The 22,141-nt window shown below is 71.1% G+C and carries 19 protein-coding genes; 9 read left to right on the top strand and 10 right to left on the bottom strand.

Going from position 1 to position 22,141, the window contains the following annotated elements:
• The first annotated feature begins 155 nt into the window (after window positions 1-155).
• Window positions 156-749, top strand: a complete 594-nt coding sequence (gene pth / locus ACIQRW_RS15960) for an aminoacyl-tRNA hydrolase (protein WP_403759927.1) — start codon at window positions 156-158, stop codon at window positions 747-749.
• Window positions 750-824: 75 nt separating this feature from the next.
• Window positions 825-1,295 carry a hypothetical protein gene (locus tag ACIQRW_RS15955; RefSeq protein WP_403759924.1) on the top strand — a complete coding sequence of 157 codons (471 nt, stop codon included), beginning with the start codon at window positions 825-827 and terminating at the stop codon, window positions 1,293-1,295.
• 62 nt (window positions 1,296-1,357) lie between these two features.
• On the opposite strand, the gene ppc is transcribed toward ACIQRW_RS15955, so the two are convergent.
• Entirely contained in the window at window positions 1,358-4,087 is a 2,730-nt protein-coding gene (gene ppc / locus ACIQRW_RS15950; protein ID WP_403759921.1) for a phosphoenolpyruvate carboxylase, read from the bottom strand.
• Window positions 4,088-4,487: 400 nt separating this feature from the next.
• Between ppc and ACIQRW_RS15945 the strand changes: the two genes are divergently transcribed.
• From ACIQRW_RS15945 to ACIQRW_RS15935, 3 genes are all read left to right on the top strand, one after another.
• A complete protein-coding gene (locus ACIQRW_RS15945) occupies window positions 4,488-5,474 on the top strand; it encodes an acyl-CoA desaturase (RefSeq protein WP_403759919.1) in 987 nt (328 codons plus the stop codon).
• Entirely contained in the window at window positions 5,471-6,157 is a 687-nt protein-coding gene (locus tag ACIQRW_RS15940) for a TetR/AcrR family transcriptional regulator (RefSeq protein ID WP_097869750.1), read from the top strand. Before ACIQRW_RS15945 ends, ACIQRW_RS15940 begins: the two co-directional genes overlap by 4 nt.
• Before the next feature lie 102 nt (window positions 6,158-6,259).
• Entirely contained in the window at window positions 6,260-6,862 is a 603-nt protein-coding gene (locus ACIQRW_RS15935; RefSeq protein WP_403760306.1) for a Uma2 family endonuclease, read from the top strand.
• Between the two features lie 10 nt (window positions 6,863-6,872).
• Here ACIQRW_RS15935 and ACIQRW_RS15930 read toward each other — a convergent pair whose 3' ends face one another.
• A complete protein-coding gene (locus tag ACIQRW_RS15930) occupies window positions 6,873-7,688 on the bottom strand; it encodes a trans-aconitate 2-methyltransferase (RefSeq protein ID WP_403759916.1) in 816 nt (271 codons plus the stop codon).
• A gap of 89 nt (window positions 7,689-7,777) precedes the next feature.
• Here ACIQRW_RS15930 and ACIQRW_RS15925 point away from each other — a divergent pair, with 89 nt between their 5' ends.
• Window positions 7,778-8,275, top strand: coding sequence for a MarR family winged helix-turn-helix transcriptional regulator (locus ACIQRW_RS15925; protein WP_403759912.1), 498 nt, complete (start codon window positions 7,778-7,780; stop codon window positions 8,273-8,275).
• Here the strand turns inward: ACIQRW_RS15925 and ACIQRW_RS15920 are convergent.
• Window positions 8,231-9,007, bottom strand: coding sequence for a LuxR C-terminal-related transcriptional regulator (locus ACIQRW_RS15920; RefSeq protein ID WP_403759909.1), 777 nt, complete (start codon window positions 9,005-9,007; stop codon window positions 8,231-8,233). The genes ACIQRW_RS15925 and ACIQRW_RS15920 overlap by 45 nt on opposite strands.
• A 246-nt stretch (window positions 9,008-9,253) precedes the next feature.
• Here ACIQRW_RS15920 and ACIQRW_RS15915 point away from each other — a divergent pair, with 246 nt between their 5' ends.
• Window positions 9,254-9,694 (top strand): GNAT family N-acetyltransferase, encoded by a 441-nt coding sequence (locus ACIQRW_RS15915; protein WP_403759906.1) that lies wholly within the window; start codon window positions 9,254-9,256, stop codon window positions 9,692-9,694.
• Between the two features lie 21 nt (window positions 9,695-9,715).
• Here the strand turns inward: ACIQRW_RS15915 and galK are convergent, their stop codons facing one another.
• From galK to galT, 3 genes are read right to left on the bottom strand one after another with little or no spacing between them, the layout of a single operon-like run.
• Window positions 9,716-10,918 carry a galactokinase gene (gene galK / locus ACIQRW_RS15910; RefSeq protein WP_403759903.1) on the bottom strand — a complete coding sequence of 401 codons (1,203 nt, stop codon included), beginning with the start codon at window positions 10,916-10,918 and terminating at the stop codon, window positions 9,716-9,718.
• Complete coding sequence (gene galE / locus ACIQRW_RS15905; protein ID WP_403759900.1) at window positions 10,915-11,913, bottom strand: UDP-glucose 4-epimerase GalE; 999 nt, start codon at window positions 11,911-11,913, stop codon at window positions 10,915-10,917. Before galE ends, galK begins: the two co-directional genes overlap by 4 nt.
• A complete protein-coding gene (galT, locus tag ACIQRW_RS15900) occupies window positions 11,910-12,953 on the bottom strand; it encodes a galactose-1-phosphate uridylyltransferase (RefSeq protein WP_403759897.1) in 1,044 nt (347 codons plus the stop codon). The genes galE and galT overlap by 4 nt, the downstream gene beginning before the upstream one ends.
• A gap of 224 nt (window positions 12,954-13,177) precedes the next feature.
• On the opposite strand from galT, the gene ACIQRW_RS15895 reads away from it, so the two are divergent.
• Together ACIQRW_RS15895 and ACIQRW_RS15890 are read left to right on the top strand one after the other, a co-directional pair.
• The gene (locus tag ACIQRW_RS15895) at window positions 13,178-14,848 is read left to right on the top strand and encodes a sodium:solute symporter family protein (protein ID WP_403759894.1); all 1,671 of its coding nucleotides are present in this window, start codon (window positions 13,178-13,180) and stop codon (window positions 14,846-14,848) included.
• Between the two features lie 30 nt (window positions 14,849-14,878).
• Entirely contained in the window at window positions 14,879-15,205 is a 327-nt protein-coding gene (locus tag ACIQRW_RS15890) for a hypothetical protein (RefSeq protein WP_403760303.1), read from the top strand.
• A 42-nt stretch (window positions 15,206-15,247) separates the two neighbouring features.
• Here ACIQRW_RS15890 and ACIQRW_RS15885 read toward each other — a convergent pair whose 3' ends face one another.
• The 4 genes from ACIQRW_RS15885 to ACIQRW_RS15870 form a co-directional block, all read right to left on the bottom strand.
• Window positions 15,248-15,958 carry a response regulator transcription factor gene (locus tag ACIQRW_RS15885; RefSeq protein ID WP_403759891.1) on the bottom strand — a complete coding sequence of 237 codons (711 nt, stop codon included), beginning with the start codon at window positions 15,956-15,958 and terminating at the stop codon, window positions 15,248-15,250.
• 269 nt (window positions 15,959-16,227) lie between these two features.
• Window positions 16,228-18,099, bottom strand: a complete 1,872-nt coding sequence (locus ACIQRW_RS15880) for a PQQ-binding-like beta-propeller repeat protein (protein WP_403759888.1) — start codon at window positions 18,097-18,099, stop codon at window positions 16,228-16,230.
• An 85-nt stretch (window positions 18,100-18,184) separates the two neighbouring features.
• Window positions 18,185-20,110, bottom strand: a complete 1,926-nt coding sequence (locus tag ACIQRW_RS15875; RefSeq protein WP_403759885.1) for a PQQ-binding-like beta-propeller repeat protein — start codon at window positions 20,108-20,110, stop codon at window positions 18,185-18,187.
• Window positions 20,111-20,346: 236 nt separating this feature from the next.
• The gene (locus ACIQRW_RS15870) at window positions 20,347-22,080 is read right to left on the bottom strand and encodes a PQQ-binding-like beta-propeller repeat protein (RefSeq protein WP_403759883.1); all 1,734 of its coding nucleotides are present in this window, start codon (window positions 22,078-22,080) and stop codon (window positions 20,347-20,349) included.
• Between the last annotated feature and the right edge of the window lie 61 nt (window positions 22,081-22,141).

The following is a 22,141-nucleotide window of genomic DNA, read 5'->3' as shown; positions in this document are numbered from 1 at the left end:
TCCCTTCCGGGGAGCCGCCGCCCCGTTTGCCTGCCATGCGTGCCACCCCTGCCATACGTGCCATGCGGGCCATGCGGGCCATGCGTGCCATGCGGGCCATGCGGGCCATGCGTGCTAGTCCTGCCATCCCCTGCGTGCGAGGAGACCGAGCGCTGATGTCCGACGCCACCGACCCCTGGCTCATCGTGGGCCTGGGCAATCCGGGTCCCGACTACGCGGCGAACCGGCACAACGTCGGGTTCATGGTCGCCGATCTGCTGGCGACGCGGATCGGCGGGAAGTTCAAGCGGGCGCAGAAGGCGCAGGCGCAGGTCGTGGAGGGGCGAGTGGGTCCGCCGGGTCCGGCGAGCCGTCGGGTGATCCTGGTGAAGCCGATGTCGTACATGAATCTGTCGGGCGGGCCGGTGACGGCGCTGCGCGACTTCTACAAGGTGCCGACGGATCATGTCGTGGCGGTCCATGACGAGCTGGACGTCGATTACGGGATGCTGCGGCTGAAGTTGGGTGGCGGCGACAACGGGCACAATGGGCTGAAGTCGATGACGAAGGCGATGGGTCCGGACTATCACCGGGTGCGGTTCGGGATCGGGCGGCCGCCGGGGCGGATGCAGGTCGCGGATTTCGTGCTGAAGGACTTCTCGTCGACCGAGCGCAAGGAGCTGGCGTTCCTGGTGGACCGGTCGGCGGACGCGGTGGAGTGTCTGCTGGCGGAGGGGCTGGAGCGGGCGCAGAGCGCGTACAACTCCTGACATTCCCTTCCCTGGTGGGGCGTTTTTCGGCCACAGGTTGACCGCGGGTGGGGGTCTGGCCAAGGATCGGCCCCCATGAAGCGGAGCTCTTCCCAGCGTGCGGCGCTCGCGGGCCGTCGGGCGGCCATGGGGCTGGTCGTCCTGGTGCTGCTGGTCGCGGGTGCGTGGTCGTCGTGGAACACCGCGCACCACATCGTTCTGGCCAAGGGGCGTGACCACGGCACCGTGACGGTGACGGGGTGCGGCGAGGAGACGTGCACCGGTTCGTACGAGCCGGACGCGGTGTCGCGGGAGCGCCCGCGGGTGAGCGTGGACCGGTCGGTCGCGGCGCGGGAGGGGGATCGTTTCCCCGTGGTGGTGAAGCCCGGTTCCGATGCGGTGGTCCGCACGGGGGTGCCGGGCTTTCTGCATGCGTGGGTGCCGTTGGGCGGGGCGATGGTGCTGGCCGCGTTCGTGATCGGCGGCGGGCTGCGGATGTCGCGGTCGGCGTGGGGTGTCGGTACGGCGGGGGCGGCCCTGCTGGTGGCGACGTTCGTCGCGCTGTAGCAGGACCGCCCCGGGGGTCCTTCCGTACTTCCCTGCTTCCGTACTTCCGTACTTCCTTACGGTCAGCCGGTGTTGCGGAGTCCTGCCGCGACGCCGTTGACGGTGAGCAGCAGGGCGCGGGCGAGCAGCGGGTCGGCTTCCTCGCCGCGCTCGGCCGCCTGGCGCTGGCGGGCCAGCAGGGAGACCTGGAGGTAGGAGATCGGGTCCAGGTAGGCGTCGCGGATGGCGAAGGTCTGCTGGAGCACCGGGCTGGTGCCGAGCAGTTCGGTGGAGCCGGTGACCTTGAGGACTTCCCGTACGGTCAGCGCGTGCTCGGCCTCGATGGCGTCGAAGACGTGCTTCAGCTCGTCGGGGACGAGCGTGTCGACGTAGTGCCGGGCGATGCGCAGGTCGGTCTTGGCGAGTGTCATCTCCACGTTGGAGAGGAAGTTCCGGAAGAAGTGCCAGTGCTCGTGCATCTCGTCGAGGACGGTGTCGAGTCCGGCTTCGCGCAGGGCCTTGAGGCCGGAGCCGACGCCGTACCAGCCGGGCACGATCTGCCGCGACTGGGTCCAGCCGAAGACCCACGGGATGGCCCGCAGGCCGTCGAGCGAGACGCCGGAGCCGGGGCGGCGGGAGGGCCGTGAGCCCAGGTGCAGGTCGGCGAGCTGGTCCACCGGGGTGGAGGCGAGGAAGTACGCGGGCAGGTCGGGGTCCTCGACGAGCTTGCGGTAGGCGCCGTGGGCCGCGTCGGAGACGGTGTCCATGGCCGCGTCCCAGCGGGCGAGGGCTTCGTCGGACTGGCGGGGCGCGGTGTGCAGGGCGGAGGCCTGGAGGGTGGCCGCGAGGGTCAGTTCCAGGTTCTCGCGGGCGAGGGCGGGGATGAGGTACTTGTCGGAGATGACCTCGCCCTGCTCGGTCACCTTGATCTCGCCCTCCAGGGTGCCCCAGGGCTGGGCGAGGATGGCGTCGTGGGAGGGGCCGCCGCCTCGGCCGACGGTGCCGCCGCGGCCGTGGAAGAGGCGCAGGCGTACGCCGTAGCGGTGGGCGACGTCGCGGAGGCGTCGCTGGGCGCGGTGGATCTCCCACTGGGAGGTGGTGATGCCGCCGAACTTGGACGAGTCGCTGTAGCCGAGCATGACCTCCTGGACGTCGCCGCGCAGGGAGACGAGGCGGCGGTAGGAGGGGTCGGCGAGCATTTCGTCGAGGATGACGTCGGCGGCCTTGAGCTCGTCGGTGGTCTCCAGGAGCGGGACGATGCCGATCTTGGCCCAGCCGGCGTGGAGGTCGACGAGTCCGGCCTCGCGGGCGAGGACGGCGGCGGCGAAGACGTCGTCGGCGCCCTGGCACATCGAGATGATGTAGGACTCGATGACTTCGGGGCCGAAGCGTTCGAAGGCCTGCTTGATGGTGTGGAAGACGCCGAGGGTCTTCTCGCCGGCCGCGTCGAGCGGGGCCGGGGTGGGGGCGAGCGGCCGGCGGGAGCGGAGTTCCTTGGCGAGGAGCTTCTGCCGGTAGTCGCGGGGCATGTCGGCGTAGCGCCAGGACTCCTCGCCGAGCCGGTCGAAGAGCTGGCCGAGGGCGTGGTGGTGGGCGTCGGCGTGTTCGCGTACGTCCATGGTGGCGAGCTGGAGGCCGAACGCGCCGAGGGTGCGGATGGTGCGGTCCATCCGGCCGTCGGCGAAGAGGCCGCCCTTGTGCGCGCGCAGGGAGGTCTGGATGAGTTCCAGGTCGGCGATCAGCTCGGCGGTGCCGAGGTAGTCGCAGCCGGGGCGGTGGGGGGTGCCTTCGGCGAGGCGCTCGCGGGTGTTGACGAGCTTCTGGCGGATGCAGGTGGCCTTGAGGCGGTAGGGCTCCTCGGCGTTCAGCCGCTTGTAGCGGGGGCTGATGCCGGGGAGGCGTTCCAGGTCGGCCTGGAGGGAGGTGAGGAGTTCCGCGGTGGCTCCGGCGTAGCGGATGGAGTTGGAGAGGAGGCCGCGGAGGTGGTCGATCATCTCCAGGGCGTCGGTGATGCCGTGCTCGTGCTGGAGGATCAGGACGTCCCAGGTGACGGCGGGCGTCACGTTGGGGTTGCCGTCGCGGTCGCCGCCGATCCAGGTGCCGAAGGTGAGGGGGCGGGTGCCGGCGGGCAGTTCGACGCCGACGCGTTCCAGCTCGGCGGCGAGGTCCTCCAGGACGTCTCCGACGGCGCCTGCGTGGAGTTCGTCGAGGTAGTAGATGGCGTTGCGGGCCTCGTCGGCGGGCTCCGGGCGGACGACGCGGAGTTCGTCGGTCTGCCAGATGAGGTCGATGTTCTCGGCGAGGCGGAGGTCCAGGCGGCGCCGGTCGGCCTCGATGACCGGGGTCTCCAGGAGGGCCCCGATGCGGCGGAGCTTGTTGAGGACCGAGCGGCGGGCGGCCTCGGTGGGGTGTGCGGTGAAGACGGGTCGGACGTTGAGGTTCTTGACCGTCTCGCGGAGGTGCTCGGGGTCGGCGTCCTTGAGCCGGTCGGCGGTGCGGGCCAGCAGGCCGCCCTCGGCCGCGCGGCGGTCGCGCATCTCGTGGGCGCGGTGGACCTGCTCGGTGACGTTGGCGAGGTGGAAGTAGGTGGAGAAGGCGCGCACGAGCTGTGCCGCGGTCTCCAGGTCCGTGTCGCCGAGGAGCTCGGCGGCGGCTTCGCCGTCGGTGCGGGTCAGGGCGCGGACCCGCTCGACGAGGTCGAGGAGCTCCTGGCCCTCCTGGCGTACGAGGGTCTCGCCGAGGAGGTCGCCGAGGCGGCGGATGTCGGCGCGCAGCGCGGGGCTGGCGGCAGGGGTCTGGTCGGCACTGCTCACAGTGTGCGGCTCCTTGCAGTGAATGAGGAGGTGCGTTCGCTTCGCCGCCCCCCGTTACGTGGTGGTGGGGACGGGTGGCGGGGTCCGGGGCCCTGCGGCTGGCAGCGGTGCTGTCGCCACGCCCCGACGAGCGGGTGCGGACCGCGCTGTCCGACGCTCCCAGGATAGGTGTCGTCGCAGGCGGCGTGTCCGTTGCCCCGACGGGGGTCGCGGTCGCCGCCCGGGACACCCGGGCCTCTATCCCCTTACCCAGCGGGCGGGCGGGGGTATCGCGCGGGACGGGTTGGAGTGGCCTCTCGTGTTGTGGGGCCCGTCACTGCCATACTTACCAAGCCGTAGGTTACGGAACCGTAGCCACGGCCGTCCGAGTCTTCTCCCTCACCCTCAGAGGTATCCCCCCATGGCGAGAACCCCCCATGTGATCGACGAGACCGAGCCTCCCGGAGCGGCCCAGACCTCGTTGCCCCCCGGCACGCTGGGCGGCGACAACAAGCGGGCGATCGAGCAGTTCGCGCTGCTGGCGTTCATCGTGGTGCCGTTCGTGGCCCTGGTCGCGGCGGTGCCGCTGGCGTGGGGCCGGGGGGTGAGCTGGCTGGACCTGGGGCTGCTGGTGGCGATGTATTTCATCGGCTGTCACGGGGTCACGATCGGCTTCCACCGGTATTTCACGCACGGTTCGTTCAAGGCGAAGCGGCCGTTGCGGATCGCGCTGGCCGTGATGGGTTCGCTGGCGGTGGAGGGGCCCCTGGTGCGGTGGGTGGCCGATCACCGCAAGCACCACCGGTTCTCGGACGCGGAGGGTGATCCGCATTCGCCGTGGCGGTTCGGGGAGAGCCTGCCGGCCCTGATGAAGGGGCTGTGGTGGGCGCACATCGCGTGGATGTTCGACGAGGAGCAGACGCCGCAGCAGAAGTACGCCCCCGACCTGATCAAGGACCCGGCGATCCGGGGCATCTCGCGCCACTTCCTCTCCTTCACGATTGTCTCGCTGGCGATTCCGCCGCTGGTCGGCGGCCTGGTGACCATGTCGTGGTGGGGTGCGGCGACGGCGTTCTTCTGGGGTTCGCTGGTGCGGGTGGCGTTGCTGCACCATGTGACCTGGTCGATCAACTCGATCTGCCACGCGGTGGGCAAGCGGCCCTTCAAGTCCCGTGACCGGTCGGGGAACGTGTGGTGGCTGGCGGTGCTGTCGTGCGGCGAGTCGTGGCACAACCTGCACCACGCGGACCCGACGAGCGCCCGGCACGGTGTGATGCGGGGGCAGATCGACTCCAGTGCCCGGCTGATCCGCTGGTTCGAGATGGCGGGCTGGGCCACGGATGTGCGGTGGCCGGATGTAGAGCGTATCGACTCCCGGCGCATGTCCGTTCCGGCCGACGCGGCATGATTGACGACGTGGCGACCGACGGCAGCACGAGCAGCGAGAAGAGCAGGACCTCCCCATCCCGCCGGGCCCGGCGGGTCCGGATGACGGGCAAGGAGCGCCGCGAGCAGCTGCTGGACATCGGGCGCGCCCTGTTCGCCGACAAGGGTTTCGAGGGCACTTCGGTGGAGGAGATCGCGGCGCGTGCCGGGGTGTCCAAGCCGGTGGTGTACGAGCACTTCGGCGGCAAGGAGGGCCTGTACGCGGTGGTGGTCGACCGCGAGATGCGTCAGTTGCTGGACATGGTGACGGGGGCGCTCACGGCGGGCCATCCGCGCGAGCTGCTGGAGCAGGCGGCGTTCGCGCTGCTGGACTACATCGAGTCGTACACGGACGGTTTCCGGATCCTGGTGCGGGATTCGCCGGTGGCGCAGTCGACGGGCACGTTCGCTTCGCTGATCAGTGATATCGCCACGCAGGTGGAGGACATCCTGGGCCTGGAGTTCAAGGCCCGGGGCTTCGATCCGAAGCTGGCCCCGCTGTACGCGCAGGCGCTGGTGGGGATGGTGGCGCTGACGGGCCAGTGGTGGCTGGACGTGCGCAAGCCGAAGAAGGCCGAGGTCGCCGCCCATCTGGTGAATCTGTGCTGGCACGGGCTGGAGAACCTGGAGGCGAAGCCTCGGCTGATAGGGCACCGGAAGAACTGATCTTCGAAACCTGTTCGCACAGGTCACTCGTTGTCATGACGGGTGCGGATTTCCGGCCGTAGTGTGGTCGGGAGGGCAGAGGATTCGTCCATGGGAGGAACCATGACCGCCGAGCCGACCACCGCGCACAGCTCCCGCTGGCCGGTGCCCCCGCAGGACGGATACACCGTGGACGATCTGTTCACGCTGCCCGATCTCCCGCCGCACACAGAGCTGATCGACGGGAGCCTGGTTTTCGTGAGTCCGCAGCGAGACTTTCACAGCACGATGATCGATCTGCTGGTGACGGGACTGCGCAGTACGGCACCGCCGGAGGTGAGGGTGCGCCGGGAGATGACCGTGGTGCTGGATCGGCGGAACGCTCCCGAGCCGGACGTCTCCGTCGTACGGACCGAGGCGGTCACCGGGCTGGACGTGACGCGGTACCAGGCCGCCGACGTCCTCCTCGCCGTGGAGGTCGTCTCCCCCGACTCCGAGGCCCGTGACCGTGAGGCCAAGCCGCACAAGTACGCGACCGCCGGCATCCCGCACTTCTGGCTGGTGGAGATGACCGGCACCGACCAGCACCCCGTCGTGCGGGTCTACGAGCTGGACCCGGTGACGAAGGCGTACGCGCTGACCGGGATCCATCACGACCGGCTGAAGACGGGTGTGCCGTTCCCGGTGGACATCGACGTCTCGGCGGACGCGCTCAAGGAGCTGTAAAGCCCGCCGGTTACGCCTCCGGCTCCTTGCGGGCGACGGCGAAGATGCGGCGGAACGGGAAGACCGTGCCGTACGGGCCGGGCGGGTAGGCCTCGCGGAGCAGGTCGCGGTATTCGGTGAGGAACGCGTCGCGGGCCGCCGGGTCGTCGGCCAGGGCGGTGAGGACGGGGCGCAGTGCGGTGCCCTTGACCCAGTCGAGGACCGCGTCGTCGCCGCCCAGCGTCTGGAGGTAGGTGGTCTCCCAGACGTCCGCCGTGCAGCCCAGGTCGCGGAGGCGGGTGAGGTAGTCGGTGGGGTCCAGGGCGGAGGCGGTGCGGTCGCCGATGCCGTGGAGCAGGGGGCGCCAGCGGTCGGATTCGCGGAGGGCGGCCAGGAGGGTGTGGCTGGGGGCGGTGAAGTTGCCGGGGACCTGGAAGGCGAGGGTGCCGCCGGGGGCGAGGGCGTCGAGCCAGCGGGGGAAGTGTTCGGCGTGGCCGGGGATCCACTGGAGTGCGGAGGTGGAGACGATCAGACCGTACGTCTCGGTGGGCGTCCAGGTCGCGGCGTCGGCCTCGGCGAAGTCGAGCAGGGGCGGCCGGGCGTGGGCGGCGGCTTCGGCGAGCATCTCGCGCGAGGTGTCGTAGCCGGTGATCCGGGCGGTCGGCCAGCGGTCCGCGAGGAGGGCGGTGACGTTGCCCGCGCCGCAGCCGAGGTCGGCGATGCGGGGTGCGGGGTGGCCGGGGAGGTCGCCGATGCGGGCCAGGAGGTCGTGGAAGGGGCGGGTGCGGTGGTCCGCGTGGCGCAGGTACTGCTGCGGGTCCCAGGAGGGCTGGTCGGGTGCGGTCATGGGAAACAGGATCACGCCGAGAATCTCTTGATGTCAAGACACTTGAATTCAAGAGACTTCATGTCGAGGGACCCTCTACACTGATCGACATGGAGGACGAGGTCGACCGACTGGTCGCTGCATGGCGCCGAGAGCGCCCCGACCTCGACGTGGAACCACTCGAGGTGCTCAGCCGCGTCTCCCGCCTGGCACGCCACCTCGACCGGGCCCGCCGCATAGCCTTCTCCGAGCACCATCTGGAGCCGTGGGAGTTCGACGTGCTGACGTCGTTGCGCCGGGCCGGCGCCCCCTACCAGCTCTCCCCCGGGCAACTGCTCACCCAGACCCTGGTCACCTCGGGCACGATGACCAACCGCATCGACCGGCTGACCAAGAAGAACCTCGTCGAGCGGCTGCCCGACCCGAGCGACCGGCGCGGCGTCCTCGTCCGGCTCACGGCCGAGGGACGCGACAAGGCCGACCAGTCGCTGGCCGGACTGCTCGACCAGGAACGCGCCATCCTCGGCGAGCTCTCCCGCCACCAGCGCGGCGAACTGGCCGGGCTACTGCGCCAGTTGACCGCCCCGTTCGACAACATCCCCACGTAGCGGCGGTTCGGCGGGGCCGACCCCCGCCCGGCGCGCCAGCGCCACCGCGGCCAGCGTCGAGTGCACCCCCAGCTTGCCCAGCACGTTCTGCATATGGGTGCGCACCGTGTGCGGGGACAGGAACAGCCGCTCGGCGACCGCCTTGCGGCCGAGCCCCGCCACCATGCAGCGCAGCACCTCCCGCTCCCGGGGCGTCAGCGACTCCACCAGTCGCTCGCTCTCGGTGCGGTGCTTGCGGGCGGCGGTCAGCTCCCGCAGTACGCCGGTGAGCAGCGCGGGCGGCAGATGCGTCTCGTCGCGCAGCACGCCCCGTATCACCGCCAGCAGCCGCTGCAGCGAGCAGTCCTTGGCCACCCAGCCCGAGGCGCCCGCCTGGAGCGCCCGTGCGGCGGCCCGCGGGTCGTCCTTCTCGGCCAGCACCACCGACCGGACGGCGGGCCGGCCCGAACTGACCCCGGCGACCAGGGAGATGCCGTCGACGACGCCCGTCTCCTCCTGCCGGGGCGCGGGGACGGCGTGCGCGCCGCCGGCCGTCAGGGCGCCCAACTCGGCGTCCACCAGCAGCACGTCGTAACCGCGCCCCTCGGCGGCGGCGCGCTCCAGGGCGCGCAGCGCGGCCGGGCCGCTGCCCGCCGCGGACACGTCCACGTCCGGCTCGGCCGCGAGGGCCGCCGCGAGCGACTCGGCGAAGATGCGGTGGTCGTCGACCACCAGGACCCGGATGCGCGCCACAGAACCCCCATCGGTGGGGGCGGACAGCTGCGGGTACGGCGCCCGGAGGCATCGGCGCGGCCCGCTGTGCTCCGGCCGCCGCCTTCGCACCGCCTGCCGCCCCGCCCCCGGGCGCCGTACCCGGCTCTCTCGCTCCCCTGAATGAGCACCGGCCCCCACCGGTGCTGAGCATCAGCGTACGGGTGGGGGCCACGGGGGGAAGGCGATTCACCGAACTGGTTGCCTCAGGTGTTTAGGGTGTGCTTCATGTTCCGTCTTGAGACAGAAGTAGACAAAGAACGTCGTATTCTGCTGAGCGGGCGTCTGCACGAGGACAACATCGCGGCCGCGGCCGGCCTGCGTGCGCTGCTCTCCACCTCCGCCGAGCACGAAGTTCCGTTGGAGGTTTGGGCGTTGGATGAGCACGGGGCCCTGGCCGGTGGGCTGACCGGGCGGACCTGGGCGTACTGGCTGCATGTCGATCTGCTCTGGGTCGACGCCCCGCACCGGGGCTCCGGCCTCGGCGCGCGTCTGCTCGCCGAGGCCGAACGGACCGCCCGCACCGAGCGCGCCTGCACCCGGTCGCGGCTGGAGACCTGGGACTTCCAGGCCCCCGGCTTCTACCGCGGACAGGGGTACGAGGAGATCGGCCGGGTCGCGGACTACCCGCCGGGCGTCACCGAGTTCATCCTGGTCAAGGAGTTGTGAGCGCGGTGCTCCGCGGCGGGCTCAGCGCAGTCGGCGCGCCCCGGCCGACGGGATGGCGTCGAAGATCCCCGGGGCCGTGTGTCGGGCCGCCGCGAACGCCTCGCTGACGGCCTTGGCGACGGCGTGGGCCGCCGCCTCCTCCACCAGGACGACCGCCGAGCCGCCGAAGCCGCCGCCGGTCATTCGGGCACCGAGCGCCCCGGCCTCGTTCGCCGACTCGACCACCAGGTCCAGTTCGGGGCAGGAGACCCGCAGATCGTCGCGGAGCGAGCGGTGGCCCTCGTTCAGGACGGGGCCCGCCGCCCGGACGTCGCCCGCGTCGAGCAGGGCGATGACCTGCTCGACCCGGCGGTTGTCGCCGACGACATGGCGTACGTAACGGATCACGGGCTCGTCCGCCCCGGCGTCGGCGAGGGTGGCGAGCGCCGCGTCGAGACCGGCGTACGGCAGGTCGCGCAGCATCGGTATGCCGAGCAGCCGGGCGCCCTCCTCGCAGCCGGCGCGGCGCTCCGCGTACGCCCCGTCGCCGAGTGCGTGCTTGACCCGGGTGTCGACGACCAGCAGCGTCAGGCCCTGGGCGGCCAGGTCGAAGGGGACCTGGCGCAGGGAGAGGTCGCGGGTGTCCAGGTGGAGGGCGTGGCCCTCGACGCAGCAGGCCGAGGCCATCTGGTCCATGATCCCGCAGGGCACGCCGACGAAGTCGTTCTCGGCGCGGCGGCCGACGACGGCGAGTTCGGGTCCGGTGAGGCCGAGGTGGAAGAGGTCGTTCAGGGCCAGCGCGGTGACGACTTCCAGGGCGGCGGAGGAGGAGAGTCCGGCGCCCGTGGGCACGGTGGAGGTCAGTGCGATGTCCGCCCCGGTCACCGGGTGTCCGGCCTCGCGCAGCGCCCAGAGCACCCCGGCGGGGTAGGCGGCCCAGCCGTGGCCGGAGTGCGGGGCGAGTTCGTCGACGCGCAGGGAGACGACGCCGCCGGGGACGTCGGAGGAGTACAGGCGCAGGATGCCGTCGTCGCGGCGGGAGACGGCCGCGACGGCGGTGTGCGGGAGGGCGAGCGGCATGACGAAGCCGTCGTTGAAGTCGGTGTACTCGCCGATCAGGTTCACTCGTCCGGGTGCCGCCCAGATGCCGTCGGGCTCGCCCCCGTACAGCTCGGCGAAGGTGGCGGCGGGGTCGGTCCCGTCCGGCTCCGCGAGGGGCGTGGACGGAGCGGTGGTCTCGGTCATGGGGTGGTCGTGTCCTCTCGGCGGGCGAACTGCCAGGCGTCGGCGATGATTCCGGCCAGGTCGGCGCGGGAGGGCTGCCAGCCGAGGCGCTCGATGGCGGTGGAGGCGGAGGCGACGAGGACGGCCGGGTCGCCGCCGCGGCGGGGGGCGGCGGTCTCGGGGACGGGGTGGCCGGTGACCTTGCGGACGGTCTCGATGACCTCGCGGACCGAGAAGCCGTTGCCGTTGCCGAGGTTGCAGATGAGGTGCTCGCCGGGGGCGGCGGCCTGAAGGGCCAGCAGGTGGGCGTCGGCGAGGTCGGCGACGTGGATGTAGTCGCGGACGCAGGTGCCGTCGGGGGTGGGGTAGTCGTCGCCGTACACGGAGATCGACTCGCGCTGTCCCAGGGCCACTTGGAGGACCAGCGGGATGAGGTGGGACTCGGGCGCGTGGCGTTCTCCGCAACTGCCGTAGGCCCCGGCCACGTTGAAGTAGCGCAGCGAGACGGCGGCCAGGCCGTGGGCGGTGGCCTCGCCGCTGATCATGTGGTCGACGGCGAGTTTGGACGCGCCGTAGGGGCTGGTGGGGGCGGTGGGGTCGGTCTCGGTGATGGGGCTGGAGACCGGTTCGCCGTAGGTGGCGGCGGTGGAGGAGAAGACGAGGGTGCGCACGCCGTGCTCGCGCATCGCGGCGAGCAGGGCGGTGGTGCCGCCGACGTTGTTGACCCAGTACTTCTCCGGGTCGACGACGGATTCGCCGACCTGGGAGAAGGCGGCGAAGTGCAGGACGCCGTCGTAGGAGGGGTCCAGATGGCGGGCGGCGTCCTGGACGCGGCCCTCGATGAACGCGGCTCCGGCCGGGACGCCCGCCCGGAAGCCGGTGGAGAGGTCGTCCAGGACGGTCACCGTGTGCCCGGCCTCCAGCAGATGCTGGGCGACGACGCTCCCGACGTAGCCGGCGCCGCCGGTGACCAGGTACTTCTTCGGGAGCTTGCCGGCATTCGGGGAATCGCTCACTTGCTCGCTACCTCTCGCAGTCGCTCGGCCGCGGCCTCCGGCGGCACGTCGTTGATGAACACGCTCATGCCGGACTCGGACCCCGCGAGGAACTTCAGCTTGCCGGAGGTCCGGCGAATGGTGAAAAGCTCCAGGTGCAGGGCGAAGTCCTCCCGTCCGGGGACCCCGAACGGCGCCTGGTGCCAGGCGGAGATGTACGGGGTCGGCGGCTCGCCGGGTCCGAAGAGCCGGTCGAAGCGCCTCAAGAGTTCCAGATAGACCTGTGGGAACTCTGTCCGCGCCTCCTCGTCCAGCTCCCGCAGGTCGGGGACGCGGCGGCGGGGGTGGAGGTGGACCTCGTAGGGCCAGTGCGCCGCGTACGGGACGAAGGCGGTCCAGTGGTCGGTGGCGAGGACGACGCGTGAGCCGTCCTTCTCCTCGCGGGCGACCACGTCGTCGAAGAGGTTGCGGCCGGTCTCCTCGCGGTGCCGCGAGGCCGAGCGGAGCATCAGCTCGGTGCGCGGGGTGACGAAGGGGTAGCCGTAGATCTGGCCGTGCGGGTGGCCGAGGGTGACGCCGATCTCGGCGCCCCGGTTCTCGAAGCAGAAGACCTGGGTGACCTGGTCGAGTGCGGCGAGTTCGGCGGTGCGGTCGGTCCAGGCGGCGAGGACGAGGGCGGCCTGTTCCTCGGTGAGGTCGGCGAACGACGCGTCGTGGTCGGAGGTGAAGCAGACGACCTCGCAGCGGCCGGAGTCGCCGGCGAGGGAGGGGAAGCGGTTCTCGAAGACGGCGACGTCGTAGTCGCTGTCGGGGATCTCGCCGGCGCGTCCGTCGCGCGTGGGGCAGAGCGGGCAGGCGTCGGCCGGCGGGTGATAGGTGCGCGCCTGGCGGTGCGAGGCGATGGCGACCGCGTCACCGAGCAGCGGGTCGCGGCGGATCTCGGACGAGGTCGAGACGGGGTCCAGCGGGCGGTGGTCGACGGCGTCGCGGACGGTGTCGTCCGCGGAGTCGTAATAGATCAGCTCACGGCCGTCGGCGAGGGTCGTAACCGTCTTCTTCACCAGGGTCCTCCACCAGATCCTCCCAACATAATCGCACATAACAAATCACAAGCAAACACTAGCGTCAATGGCCATGAGCACCCGCGCCCCGGGTGCGGCATACCGGACATTCACCCGCACTCGATCACGATCGAACAAAGAACCCCAATGAAGCTGTTCATTTCTCGAACACAGAGGCGTAAGTTCCGACGGGTTCAGTTCGCGCAACGAAGCGAGTACCCCCCATGCACACACTTGCCGAAGGGCTTCGGCTCCCCACGAACGGGCTCGACTACGCCATCCTGGCGATCTACTTCGTCGTCGTGCTCGGCATCGGCTTCGCGGCCCGTGCCAGTGTGAGGACGAGCCTCGACTTCTTCCTCTCCGGACGGTCTCTGCCCGCCTGGGTGACCGGGCTCGCCTTCGTCGCGGCGAACCTGGGCGCCACCGAGATCCTCGGCATGGCGGCCACCGGCGCCCAGTACGGCGTCGCGGTGGTGCACTGGTACTGGATCGGCGCGATCCCGGCCATGGTCTTCCTCGGCCTGGTGATGATGCCGTTCTACTACCGCTCCAAGGTGCGCTCCGTGCCGGAGTTCCTGCTCCAGCGGTTCGACAAGTCCGCGCACCTGCTCAGCTCCGTGCTCTTCGCCTTCGCGGCGATCCTCATCGCGGGCGTCAACCTCTACGCCCTGTCGATCGTCGTGGAGGCGCTCCTCGGCTGGCCCCAGTGGGTCGCGATCGTCGTCGCGGGCCTGTTCGTGCTGGTCTACATCACGATCGGCGGACTCTCCTCGGCGATCTACAACGAGGTGCTCCAGTTCTTCGTCATCCTCGCCGCGCTGATCCCCCTCACCGTCCTCGGCCTGAAGCGGGTCGGCGGCTGGGACGCGATGAGCGACTCGCTGACGAAGCAGCACGGCGGGGACTTCATGACCGCCTGGGGCGGCACCGGCATCGGTGACGCCAACCCGCTGGGCGCCAACTGGCTGACGATCATCCTGGGTCTCGGCTTCGTGCTGTCCTTCGGCTACTGGACGACGAACTTCGCCGAGGTGCAGCGCGCCCTGTCCGCGAAGAACCTCTCCGCCGCCAAGCGCACCCCGCTGATCGCCGCCTTCCCGAAGATCTTCATCGTCTTCGCGGTGATGATCCCGGGCCTGGTCGCCGCCGTGATCGTGCCCAAGATCGGCACCCCGGACTCCGACCTCACGTACAACGACGCGATACCCCTGCTGATGCAGGAGCTGCTGCCCAACGGCGTGCTCGGCATCGCGGTGACCGGTCTGCTCGCCGCGTTCATGGCGGGCATGGCGGCCAACGTGTCCTCGTTCAACACGGTGTTCACCACCGACATCTGGCAGCGGTACGTGGTGAAGGACAAGCCGGACGCCTACTACCTGCGCTTCGGGCGGCTGATCACGGCGATCGGTGTGCTGGCCTCGATCGGCACGGCGTTCATCGCCGCCAGCTTCTCGAACATCATGAGCTACCTCCAGACGCTGTTCTCGTTCTTCAACGTCCCGATGTTCGTCGTCTTCATCATCGGCATGTTCTGGAAGCGGGCCTCGATGAAGTCCGGTGTCTGGGGCCTGGTCGCGGGCACCGGGGCCGCGATGATCAACTACTTCTGGATCTACAAGGGCGGGATCATCGACATCCCGTCCGACCAGGGCGCCAACTTCGTCTCCGCGATCGTCGGATTCGTCGCCGGAGCCGTCGTCATGGTCGCCGTCACCCTCTTCACCGCGCCGAAGCCCGAAGCGGAACTGGCCGGTCTGGTGTACGGGACCGAATCACCGGACCCCGACGAGGCTGCCGACGAGGCCGACAGCGCCTGGTACCGCAAGCCCGCGCTGCTCGGCTGGGGCGCGGTCGTCCTCGCCGCCGTCTGCTACATCCCCTACTCGCTCTGATCGGAGGAACTCACCATGTCCGAACCGCACATGTCCGACCTGCACAAGGAAGTCTCCGAGCTGGAGCGCAAGTCCGCCACCGCCGCCCGTCTCTTCGACATCCGGCGGATCATCGGCGGCCTGTTCGTGGTCTACGGAGTGATCGTCACCATCGCGGGCATCAGCCCGTCCGACGCCGACCTGAAGAAGGCCGAGGGCGTCCACATCAACCTGTGGACGGGCCTCGCCATGCTGGCGCTCGGCCTGTTCTTCCTGGTCTGGATGAAGCTGCGCCCGGCCGAGGCCCCGGCGGCCCCGGAAACGGACCGGGCTTCCGGCCCGGACCCGGCCCGGAAGCCGGAGTCCGACGCGGGCTGACCCGCCCCACCGCTCGTCCGCCGTGCCCGCAGGGGCCGTACGTCACCCGCGCTGTCCGGGGATGTACGGCCCCCGCGGCGTACCGCAGTTGTCCGCGGCCCGCTCCAGCAGTCCCGTACGGGCCGCGAGGGCGGCCGCCTCCAGGCGGGAGCCGACGCCGAGCTTCATCAGGACCCGCTGGACGTGGGTGCGGGCGGTGCTCGGGGCGATGTCCATGCCGGCCGCGATCAGCCGGGTGCCCTCGCCCTCGGCGACCCGCACCAGCACCTCCGCCTCGCGCGGGGTCAGCATCCGCAGCAGCCGCCGCCCCTCGTCGTCGGGCTGGGCCGCCGGGTTGAGCAGTTCGGCGAAGGCCCCCCGCAGCAACTGCGGGGCGATGGCGCTCTCCCCCGCCCGCGCCTTGAGCATGGCCCGCTCGACGCCCTCGATGCGCTCGTCGTGCCGGACGTACCCCGCGGCCCCGGCGGCGAACGCCGCGGCGATCCCGCGCGGGCTGGGCACCGGCCCGAGGACCACCACCGCCACCTGCGGGCGCTCCTGACCGATGCGCGTGATCGGGTCGAAGACCCCGGGGGCGGCGGGCGAGGCCGTACCGAACAGACAGACCTCCGGGGCCCTGCTGACGACCAGTTCCGCTGCCCCGGACGTCGGCGCCGCCGCCGCGAGCACCCGGTGCCCGCGCAGTTTCAGCGCCGAGGCGAGTGCCTCGGCGAGCAGCCGGTGATCGTCGACCACTATGAGCCGCACACCCACGGTCCTCACCCCCAAAGCCCCTGTACGCCCGGCCCCCCGGACTCCTGCCCCGGCAAGTTACACGCTCGTTCGACACCGCGCGGCCCTTACGTGGGAGAAGCCCCCCGGAATGCCGAATCCTGCGCCATTCGGGCCTCGTCGACCTGCGTTCATGGCTCGTTGACCGGCACTTCGCGATCACTTCACGGGCGGAAAACGATCGGCCCCGCCGGTGAGGTGATCGACCGGCGGGGCCTGGCACTGCGGGCGCTCCCCGGGGAGCGCGGTGATCAGTCGGTGCGGTAGGCGACGACGAGGTAGCGCTTCTCGTCGGGGTTGACGGTGCTGGGCTTGTGGACCGAGCTGCTCGCCATGTAGAACCGGCCGTCGGTGTAGAGGAGTTCGCCCGTGTCGATGGAGAACCGCTTCTCCGCCTCCCGGACGGTCTCGTCGCTCGGGTTCTCCATCAGGAGGGTCTGCTTGAGGGTCTCGCCGTCGATGGAGACGACCTGGCCGCCCTTGTCGTACGGGCCCTCCTTGTAGGCGATGATGCTGGTGCCGTCCATCCGGAGCGGGGTCAGGGTGTGGCGGTCGCCCGCGTCCGCCCGGCCGCCGAGGAGCTTTCCGGTGGTCAGGTCGAAGGCGACGATCTCGTTCGTGTCGCCGTACTCGCTGGTTCCGTCGTGCCTCTCGGTCGGCAGGTAGAGCCGGTTGTTGCCGACGGCCATGTGCTTGCACTGCTCGACATCGGTGGAGCCGCATTCCGCCGCGTACTTGTCCGCGTCGGCGGGGATCCGGACGATCAGCTTGCCGGTCGCCGCGTCGATCGAGAAGAAGTCGGAGATGCTGCTGCCGTCGCCGGCGGTGTCGCCGACGTCGGCCGCGACCACCAGCGGCTTGGTGGAGACGATGCTCGCGTATTCGACGCCCGCGGGCATCTGGTACGAGGACAACGGCGCGCCGGTCGCCGGGTTCAGCGCCTGCACGGTGAGCTGCGGGCTGTCGGACGTGCCGCACCTGCGGACCACGGCGAGGGCTTCGCCTCCCGCGTAGCCACGGTCGTAGCAGCCGTCCGCGCCGACCTTCGGCTTCCAGAGTTCGGCGCCGTCGGCCAGCTTGAAGGCCGCGCCGCCGGAGGTTCCGCCCGCGGCGACGGTGGTCCCGCTGAGCGTGACCTCGTCGAAGCGGATCGGCCGGTCACCGCCGGTGGCGGAGGTGACGCTCTTGCTCCACAGGAGCTTGCCGGCGCTCAGGTCGATCACGCCGACCTGGTTGCACGACGGGTACTTGTTCTCCTTGGTCGCCTTCGTCTCCTGGAAGACGATGGCCGCCTTGTAGTCCTTGCTCATGTGCCGGGACACGGTGCAGATGTCGCCGGCCAGCGGGAAGGACCAGAGCTTGGTGCCCTTGTCGCGGTCGTAGCCGGTGACCTCGGCGATGCCGGACTTGACGTACGCCTTGTCGGTGACCCAGGAGCCCGCGACCGTGGTGATGTCGGTGACCACCGGCTCCGGGAACTGGAAGGCGACCTTGGACTTGGTGTTGGCGGGCGCCTTCTCCTCGCCGCCGGCCAGGCCGCCCTCGCCGCCCTTGGCCTCGCCGCCGGTGGCGCCGGACGAGGAGGCCTCGTCCGTGCCGCCCTTGTCGTCGCCGGTGGAGGCGTAGATGATCCCGCCGCCGATGATCAGCACCACGGCGACGGCCGCGGCGACGATGATCTGCATCTGGGTGGAGAACTTCTTGCCGCCGCCGCCGGCCGGCTGCGGGGCCCCGTACTGCGGCTGCATCGGCTGGGTCGGGTAGCCGTAACCCTGCTGGGGCATCCCGGGCTGTCCGGCGGGCCCCTGCGGGTAGCCGTAACCCTGCTGCGGGGCCTGGGGGTAGCCGTATCCGTTGGGCTGCGGCGCGGGCGGGGTGGGGTAGCCACCGGCCGGCGGCGGGGTGCCGTAGCCCCCGGCGGGTGCGTCCTGCGGGGCGGCGGGCTGCTGGTGCGGCTGCTTGCCGAAGGGGTCCGCGGGCGGCGGGGTCGGCCGGCCGAACCCTCCCGGCGGCGGGTCCTGTGGCGCGCCGAACCCACCGGAGGGCGGGCCTGCGGGCGGTGCCGGGGGCGTGTTCGGCGGTTCGTTGGGCGGCTGCTGCGGTGGCTGGGGCGGCTGGGTCATGGCGTGCGTACCTCGGGAGACGAGTGGGTGTGGGGGCGCGTGAGGCCGGGAGGGGCCGACCGCGGTCGGATGCCGTGGCGGACCGTCACTTGGTGAACACCAGCATCGTCGACTGCTCCAGCTCTTCCTTGTCGTTGCTCGCGCTCACACGCTTGCTGAAGATGTAGGAGCGGCCGTCCTGGTAGAGGACCTTGGACGAGAAGAAGCCGTTCTCGATCCGGCCGGCCGACGCCGGGTGCTGGAGCAGCGTCTTGGGAGTGCCGCCGGTCGGCGGCAGGGTCACGAGTGCGCCGGCGGTGTCGTACTTCGGCCGCATGTAGAGCAGTACGTCGCCGCCCTCCATGCCCAGCGGCTTCAGAACACGCTCGGCCGGGGCGGGCGCCTCCCACTTGGGCTTCCCGGTGTTCAGGTCGAAGGCGATGACCTTGTTCGTCCGGGAGGTCCCGCTGCTGTCGTCCTCGGTCGCGATGTAGAAGGTGTTGGCGTCGGCGGCGACGCCGCTGCACCCTTCGAGCTTCTCGCCGAAGATCGCGAAGCTGCCCCCGCAGTCGACGGTGAGCTTGTCGCCCTGCGCGGGTGCGAGCTGCGAGCGGAGCTTGCCGCTCTCGGTGAGCGAGGCGATGGCGTACTGCTTCTTCGCTTCGTTGTCGAACCTGACGACGAGCGGGGTGACCGAGTAGACCTTGGTGACCTCCCAGCCGCGCTTCGGCTGGTACGTCCACTTGGCCTTGCCGGTGACCGGGTCCAGCTCCTGGACCTGGTGCTGCGGGTTCTTGGCGTCGTCGGTGCGGCAGCTGGTGGCGGCGATCAGCTTCGCGCCGCCGGCGAAGGCGAAGGGCTTGCAGTTGCCCTCGGGGTTGCCGAACAGCTCCTTGCCGTCGCTGACGCGGTAGGCGTTGGAGTTGCCGGTGCGCCCCACCGTGACGGTGTCTCCGCTGATCGCCAGACCGATGTCCGACAGGAAGTCCCAGGTGCCGTTCTTCTTGATCGTCTTCTTCCAGCCGGCCTTGCCGGTGTTGAGGTCGATCATCTGGAGGACGGAGCACTTGGCCCGGTCGGTGGTGCCGTCCTTCACGCCGATGACGAGCTTGCCGTCGGCGGTCGCGGTGTTGGGCGTGGCGCACACGTCGGCGGGGAGTGCCAGGGTCCACTTCTGCTTGCCGTCGGCGACGGAGTAGCCGGAGACGCCGCGGTACATGGCCTTGGCGACCAGGTCGCCGGTGAACCAGGGGCCTTCGACGGACGCGCCGTTGCGCGGCAGGTCGACGTCGTTCTTCTGGAGCCAGGCGACCTTGGCCTCGCCCGGCTTGCGCCCGGCGTTGAGGTCGTCGTTGCCCTCGCGGCCGTCGCCGTTGCCGTCGCCCTCGTCGACCGTCGGCGACTCGCTGGGGGGCTTGGGGTCGTTGCTCGTGCCGGCGACGGGCTTCTTGGGGTCGTCCCCGCCGTCGCTCACGAGGAACCAGGTGCCCGCCCCGGCGACCAGGACCACGGCGAGCGCCGCCGCGACCACGATGCCGGTCTTGTTCTTGAGGAGCCCGCCGGGGCCGGAGCCCGGTCCGCCGGGGGCGGGGGCGCCGGGGTGCTGCTGCGTCGGGTAGCCGTAGCCGGGCTGGGGCTGCTGGCCGTACGGCCCCGGGGCCTGCTGGCCGTACGGGCCCGGGGCCTGCTGACCGTAGGGGCCGGGCTGTTGGCCGTACGGTCCGGGGGCCTGCTGCCCGTACGGGCCGGGGGCCTGGCCGGGCTGCTGCGGATAGCCGTAGCCGGGCCCGGCCGGGGGCTGCTGCTGCGGATAGCCGTACGCCGGGGTGCCCGGCGGGGGCGTCTGCGGCGGGTCGGCCGGGGGCGCCGGCGGCTGCGCGGGGGGCGGCCCCTGGGGCGGCTGACCGGGCGGCGTCTGCGGCGGCTTCGCCAGGTTCGGCTGGTCCTGGGGCTGCTGAGGAGCTCCGTTCGGCGGCTCCTGCGGAGCCCCGAAGCCTCCCTGCGGCGGTTGCTGGCTGGGCGGCTGGCTCATATCAGCACGTCCCCCTTCGTGCGGCCCGGTGCGCGAATCGGTCTCCCCCGCATTCCCAAGAGGGTCAATTCCCCTCGGAAAGGAGCGAATCGGGCATGGCTTCCGCGGTGTTACGACAGTCGGGCGGGGCTTCTTTGTACCACCCGCCCGCCACCGGGAACCGGTTCGGGCCAACCCCTGTTCCCAAGGGAGAACCGCCTTGTGATGCCTCCGTTACGCCCGGGGGGAGGTGATGGTCAGTCACCGAAGGCGATCATCGTCGGCAGCTTCATCTCCTCCTCGTCGGTGGCCGCGGAGACATACGTGAGCATGAGCAGCGAGCGGCCGCCGGTGTAGAGGACGAGCGGATCGGTGAAGGTGCGCTCGGTCACCGCGGCCGACGCCGGGTGGCGCAGGACCTGCCGCGGCGCGCCGCCGTCCTGCCCGAGCGCCACGATGCCGCCGCCGACGCCCTTGGTCCCGCTCTTCGCGCCGGGCGGGCTGAGGTAGATCAGCGCCTTGCCGCCTTCGACGCGCAGCGGCATCAGGGTCTGGCCGGCGGGTGCGGGGACCTTCCACTTCTTCTTGCCGGTGCTCATGTCGAAGGCGACGACGTCGTTGGTCAGCACCCCGTCCGCAAACCGGTGCTTCGTGGCGGTGTAGAGCGTGTCGGCGTCGGCGGCCACGCCGACGCAGGTGTCGAGGTTCGCGCCCACGTTCCGCCGCATGCCGGTGCACCGGGCCTCGGGGACGTCGTCACCGGCGATGGGCCGGGAGCGGAAGGTTCCGTCGGCGTTCAGGACCGTGATCGCCCACTTGCCCTCCACCGCCCCGCCCTTGCGGAGCGAGATCACCGGCGGGTCGACGGAGTGGAACTGGTCGATCAGCCAGCCCTTCCCGGGCTTGTAGGTCCACAGGGTCCGGCCGGTGGACGGGTCGATGCGCCGCACTTCCTCGATGGCATCGTCGGCCTCGGACTCTCCGGCCGGCTGATCACGGCAGCTGACAGCGGCGAGCAGGGCGGCTCCGCCGGCGAGACCGTACGACTGGCAGGGGCCGGGAAGCTTGTCCCACAGGTGCTTGCCGTCACTGACCCGGTAGGCATCGGTGCGGCCGACGCGCCCGATCGTCAGGACGTCGCCGCTGATCGCCATGACGATGTTCGCGAGCCCGTCCTGCGTCGGCGCCCGTTCGAAGGTCGCGGACCAGCCCGCCTCACCGGTGGCCAGGTCGATCATCTGGAGCTTGTCGCAGACCGAATTCTCCGTGGAGGTGTCGGTCAGGAGCCCGACGACGATCTTCCCGTCCGCGGTCGGCCGGGTGGGTGCCGCGCAGACGTCGGAGGGCAGCCGCAGGCTCCACTTCCGCGCGCCGTCGTCGAGGGAATAGCCGGACGCCGTGCGGTACATGGCCTTGGCCACGACATCGCCGACGACCCAGGGGCCGAGGGCGGAGGCGCCGCCCCCCGGCAGGTCCACGCCGTTCCTCTGGACCCAGCGGGCCTTCGCCTCGCCCTCCTTGCGGCCCTTGTTGATCTCCGCGGCCCCCGGGGCGTGCGCCGTCCTCGGGCCCGGCCCGGCGCCGGGCTGCTTCGGGGAGGTGCTCTCCTTCGCGAGGGGCTTCTTGTCGTCGGTGCCGTCATCGCCGCCCACCGCGAACCAGACGCCGGTCCCGATGACGAGGACCCCGGCGAGCACGGCGGCGACGAGACCCGCGGCCCGGCCCCGCGAGCGCCCGCCGGAGGGCGAGGGCCGGGGCCCCGGGTGGCCGTACGACACGGTGGGCGGCTGCGGCTGCGGCTGCGGCTGCGGCTGCGGGTAGCCGTACGGCGCCGTGGGCGGCTGACCGTACGGGCCGGGCTGGGGCTGCGGCTGGTACGGGGGCGGCACGGGGTTCCCGTACGCACCGGGCTGCGGTTCGTACGGAGCGCCGAAGCCCTCCTGCTCCCCCGGCCCGCCCTGCGACGGCGGATGCGGCGGCGGCTGCGACATCAGTGTGGTCCCCCTCGAACGTACGGTCCCTGCCGTCCCGTTCTACCACCTGCCGCACCGC

This window comes from Streptomyces sp. NPDC091287, assembly GCF_044768525.1.
Taxonomy (GTDB): domain Bacteria; phylum Actinomycetota; class Actinomycetes; order Streptomycetales; family Streptomycetaceae; genus Streptomyces.
Note: the sequence above shows the minus strand (reverse complement) of the source record. Positions and strands in the feature narration are given on the sequence as shown.

Excerpts from the sequence above, each read along its gene's own strand:
- ACIQRW_RS15870 (WP_403759883.1), bottom strand. The coding sequence starts at position 22,080 with ATGTCGCAGCCGCCGCCGCATCCGCCGTCGCAGGGCGGGCCGGGGGAG.
- ACIQRW_RS15915 (WP_403759906.1), top strand. The coding sequence starts at position 9,254 with ATGTTCCGTCTTGAGACAGAAGTAGACAAAGAACGTCGTATTCTGCTG.
- ACIQRW_RS15890 (WP_403760303.1), top strand. The coding sequence starts at position 14,879 with ATGTCCGACCTGCACAAGGAAGTCTCCGAGCTGGAGCGCAAGTCCGCC.
- ACIQRW_RS15875 (WP_403759885.1), bottom strand. The coding sequence starts at position 20,110 with ATGAGCCAGCCGCCCAGCCAGCAACCGCCGCAGGGAGGCTTCGGGGCT.
- ACIQRW_RS15880 (WP_403759888.1), bottom strand. The coding sequence starts at position 18,099 with ATGACCCAGCCGCCCCAGCCACCGCAGCAGCCGCCCAACGAACCGCCG.
- ACIQRW_RS15955 (WP_403759924.1), top strand. The coding sequence starts at position 825 with ATGAAGCGGAGCTCTTCCCAGCGTGCGGCGCTCGCGGGCCGTCGGGCG.
- ACIQRW_RS15930 (WP_403759916.1), bottom strand. The coding sequence starts at position 7,688 with ATGACCGCACCCGACCAGCCCTCCTGGGACCCGCAGCAGTACCTGCGC.
- ACIQRW_RS15925 (WP_403759912.1), top strand. The coding sequence starts at position 7,778 with ATGGAGGACGAGGTCGACCGACTGGTCGCTGCATGGCGCCGAGAGCGC.
- ACIQRW_RS15945 (WP_403759919.1), top strand. The coding sequence starts at position 4,488 with ATGGCGAGAACCCCCCATGTGATCGACGAGACCGAGCCTCCCGGAGCG.
- ACIQRW_RS15940 (WP_097869750.1), top strand. The coding sequence starts at position 5,471 with ATGATTGACGACGTGGCGACCGACGGCAGCACGAGCAGCGAGAAGAGC.
- ACIQRW_RS15935 (WP_403760306.1), top strand. The coding sequence starts at position 6,260 with ATGACCGCCGAGCCGACCACCGCGCACAGCTCCCGCTGGCCGGTGCCC.
- ACIQRW_RS15895 (WP_403759894.1), top strand. The coding sequence starts at position 13,178 with ATGCACACACTTGCCGAAGGGCTTCGGCTCCCCACGAACGGGCTCGAC.
- galK (WP_403759903.1), bottom strand. The coding sequence starts at position 10,918 with ATGACCGAGACCACCGCTCCGTCCACGCCCCTCGCGGAGCCGGACGGG.
- pth (WP_403759927.1), top strand. The coding sequence starts at position 156 with ATGTCCGACGCCACCGACCCCTGGCTCATCGTGGGCCTGGGCAATCCG.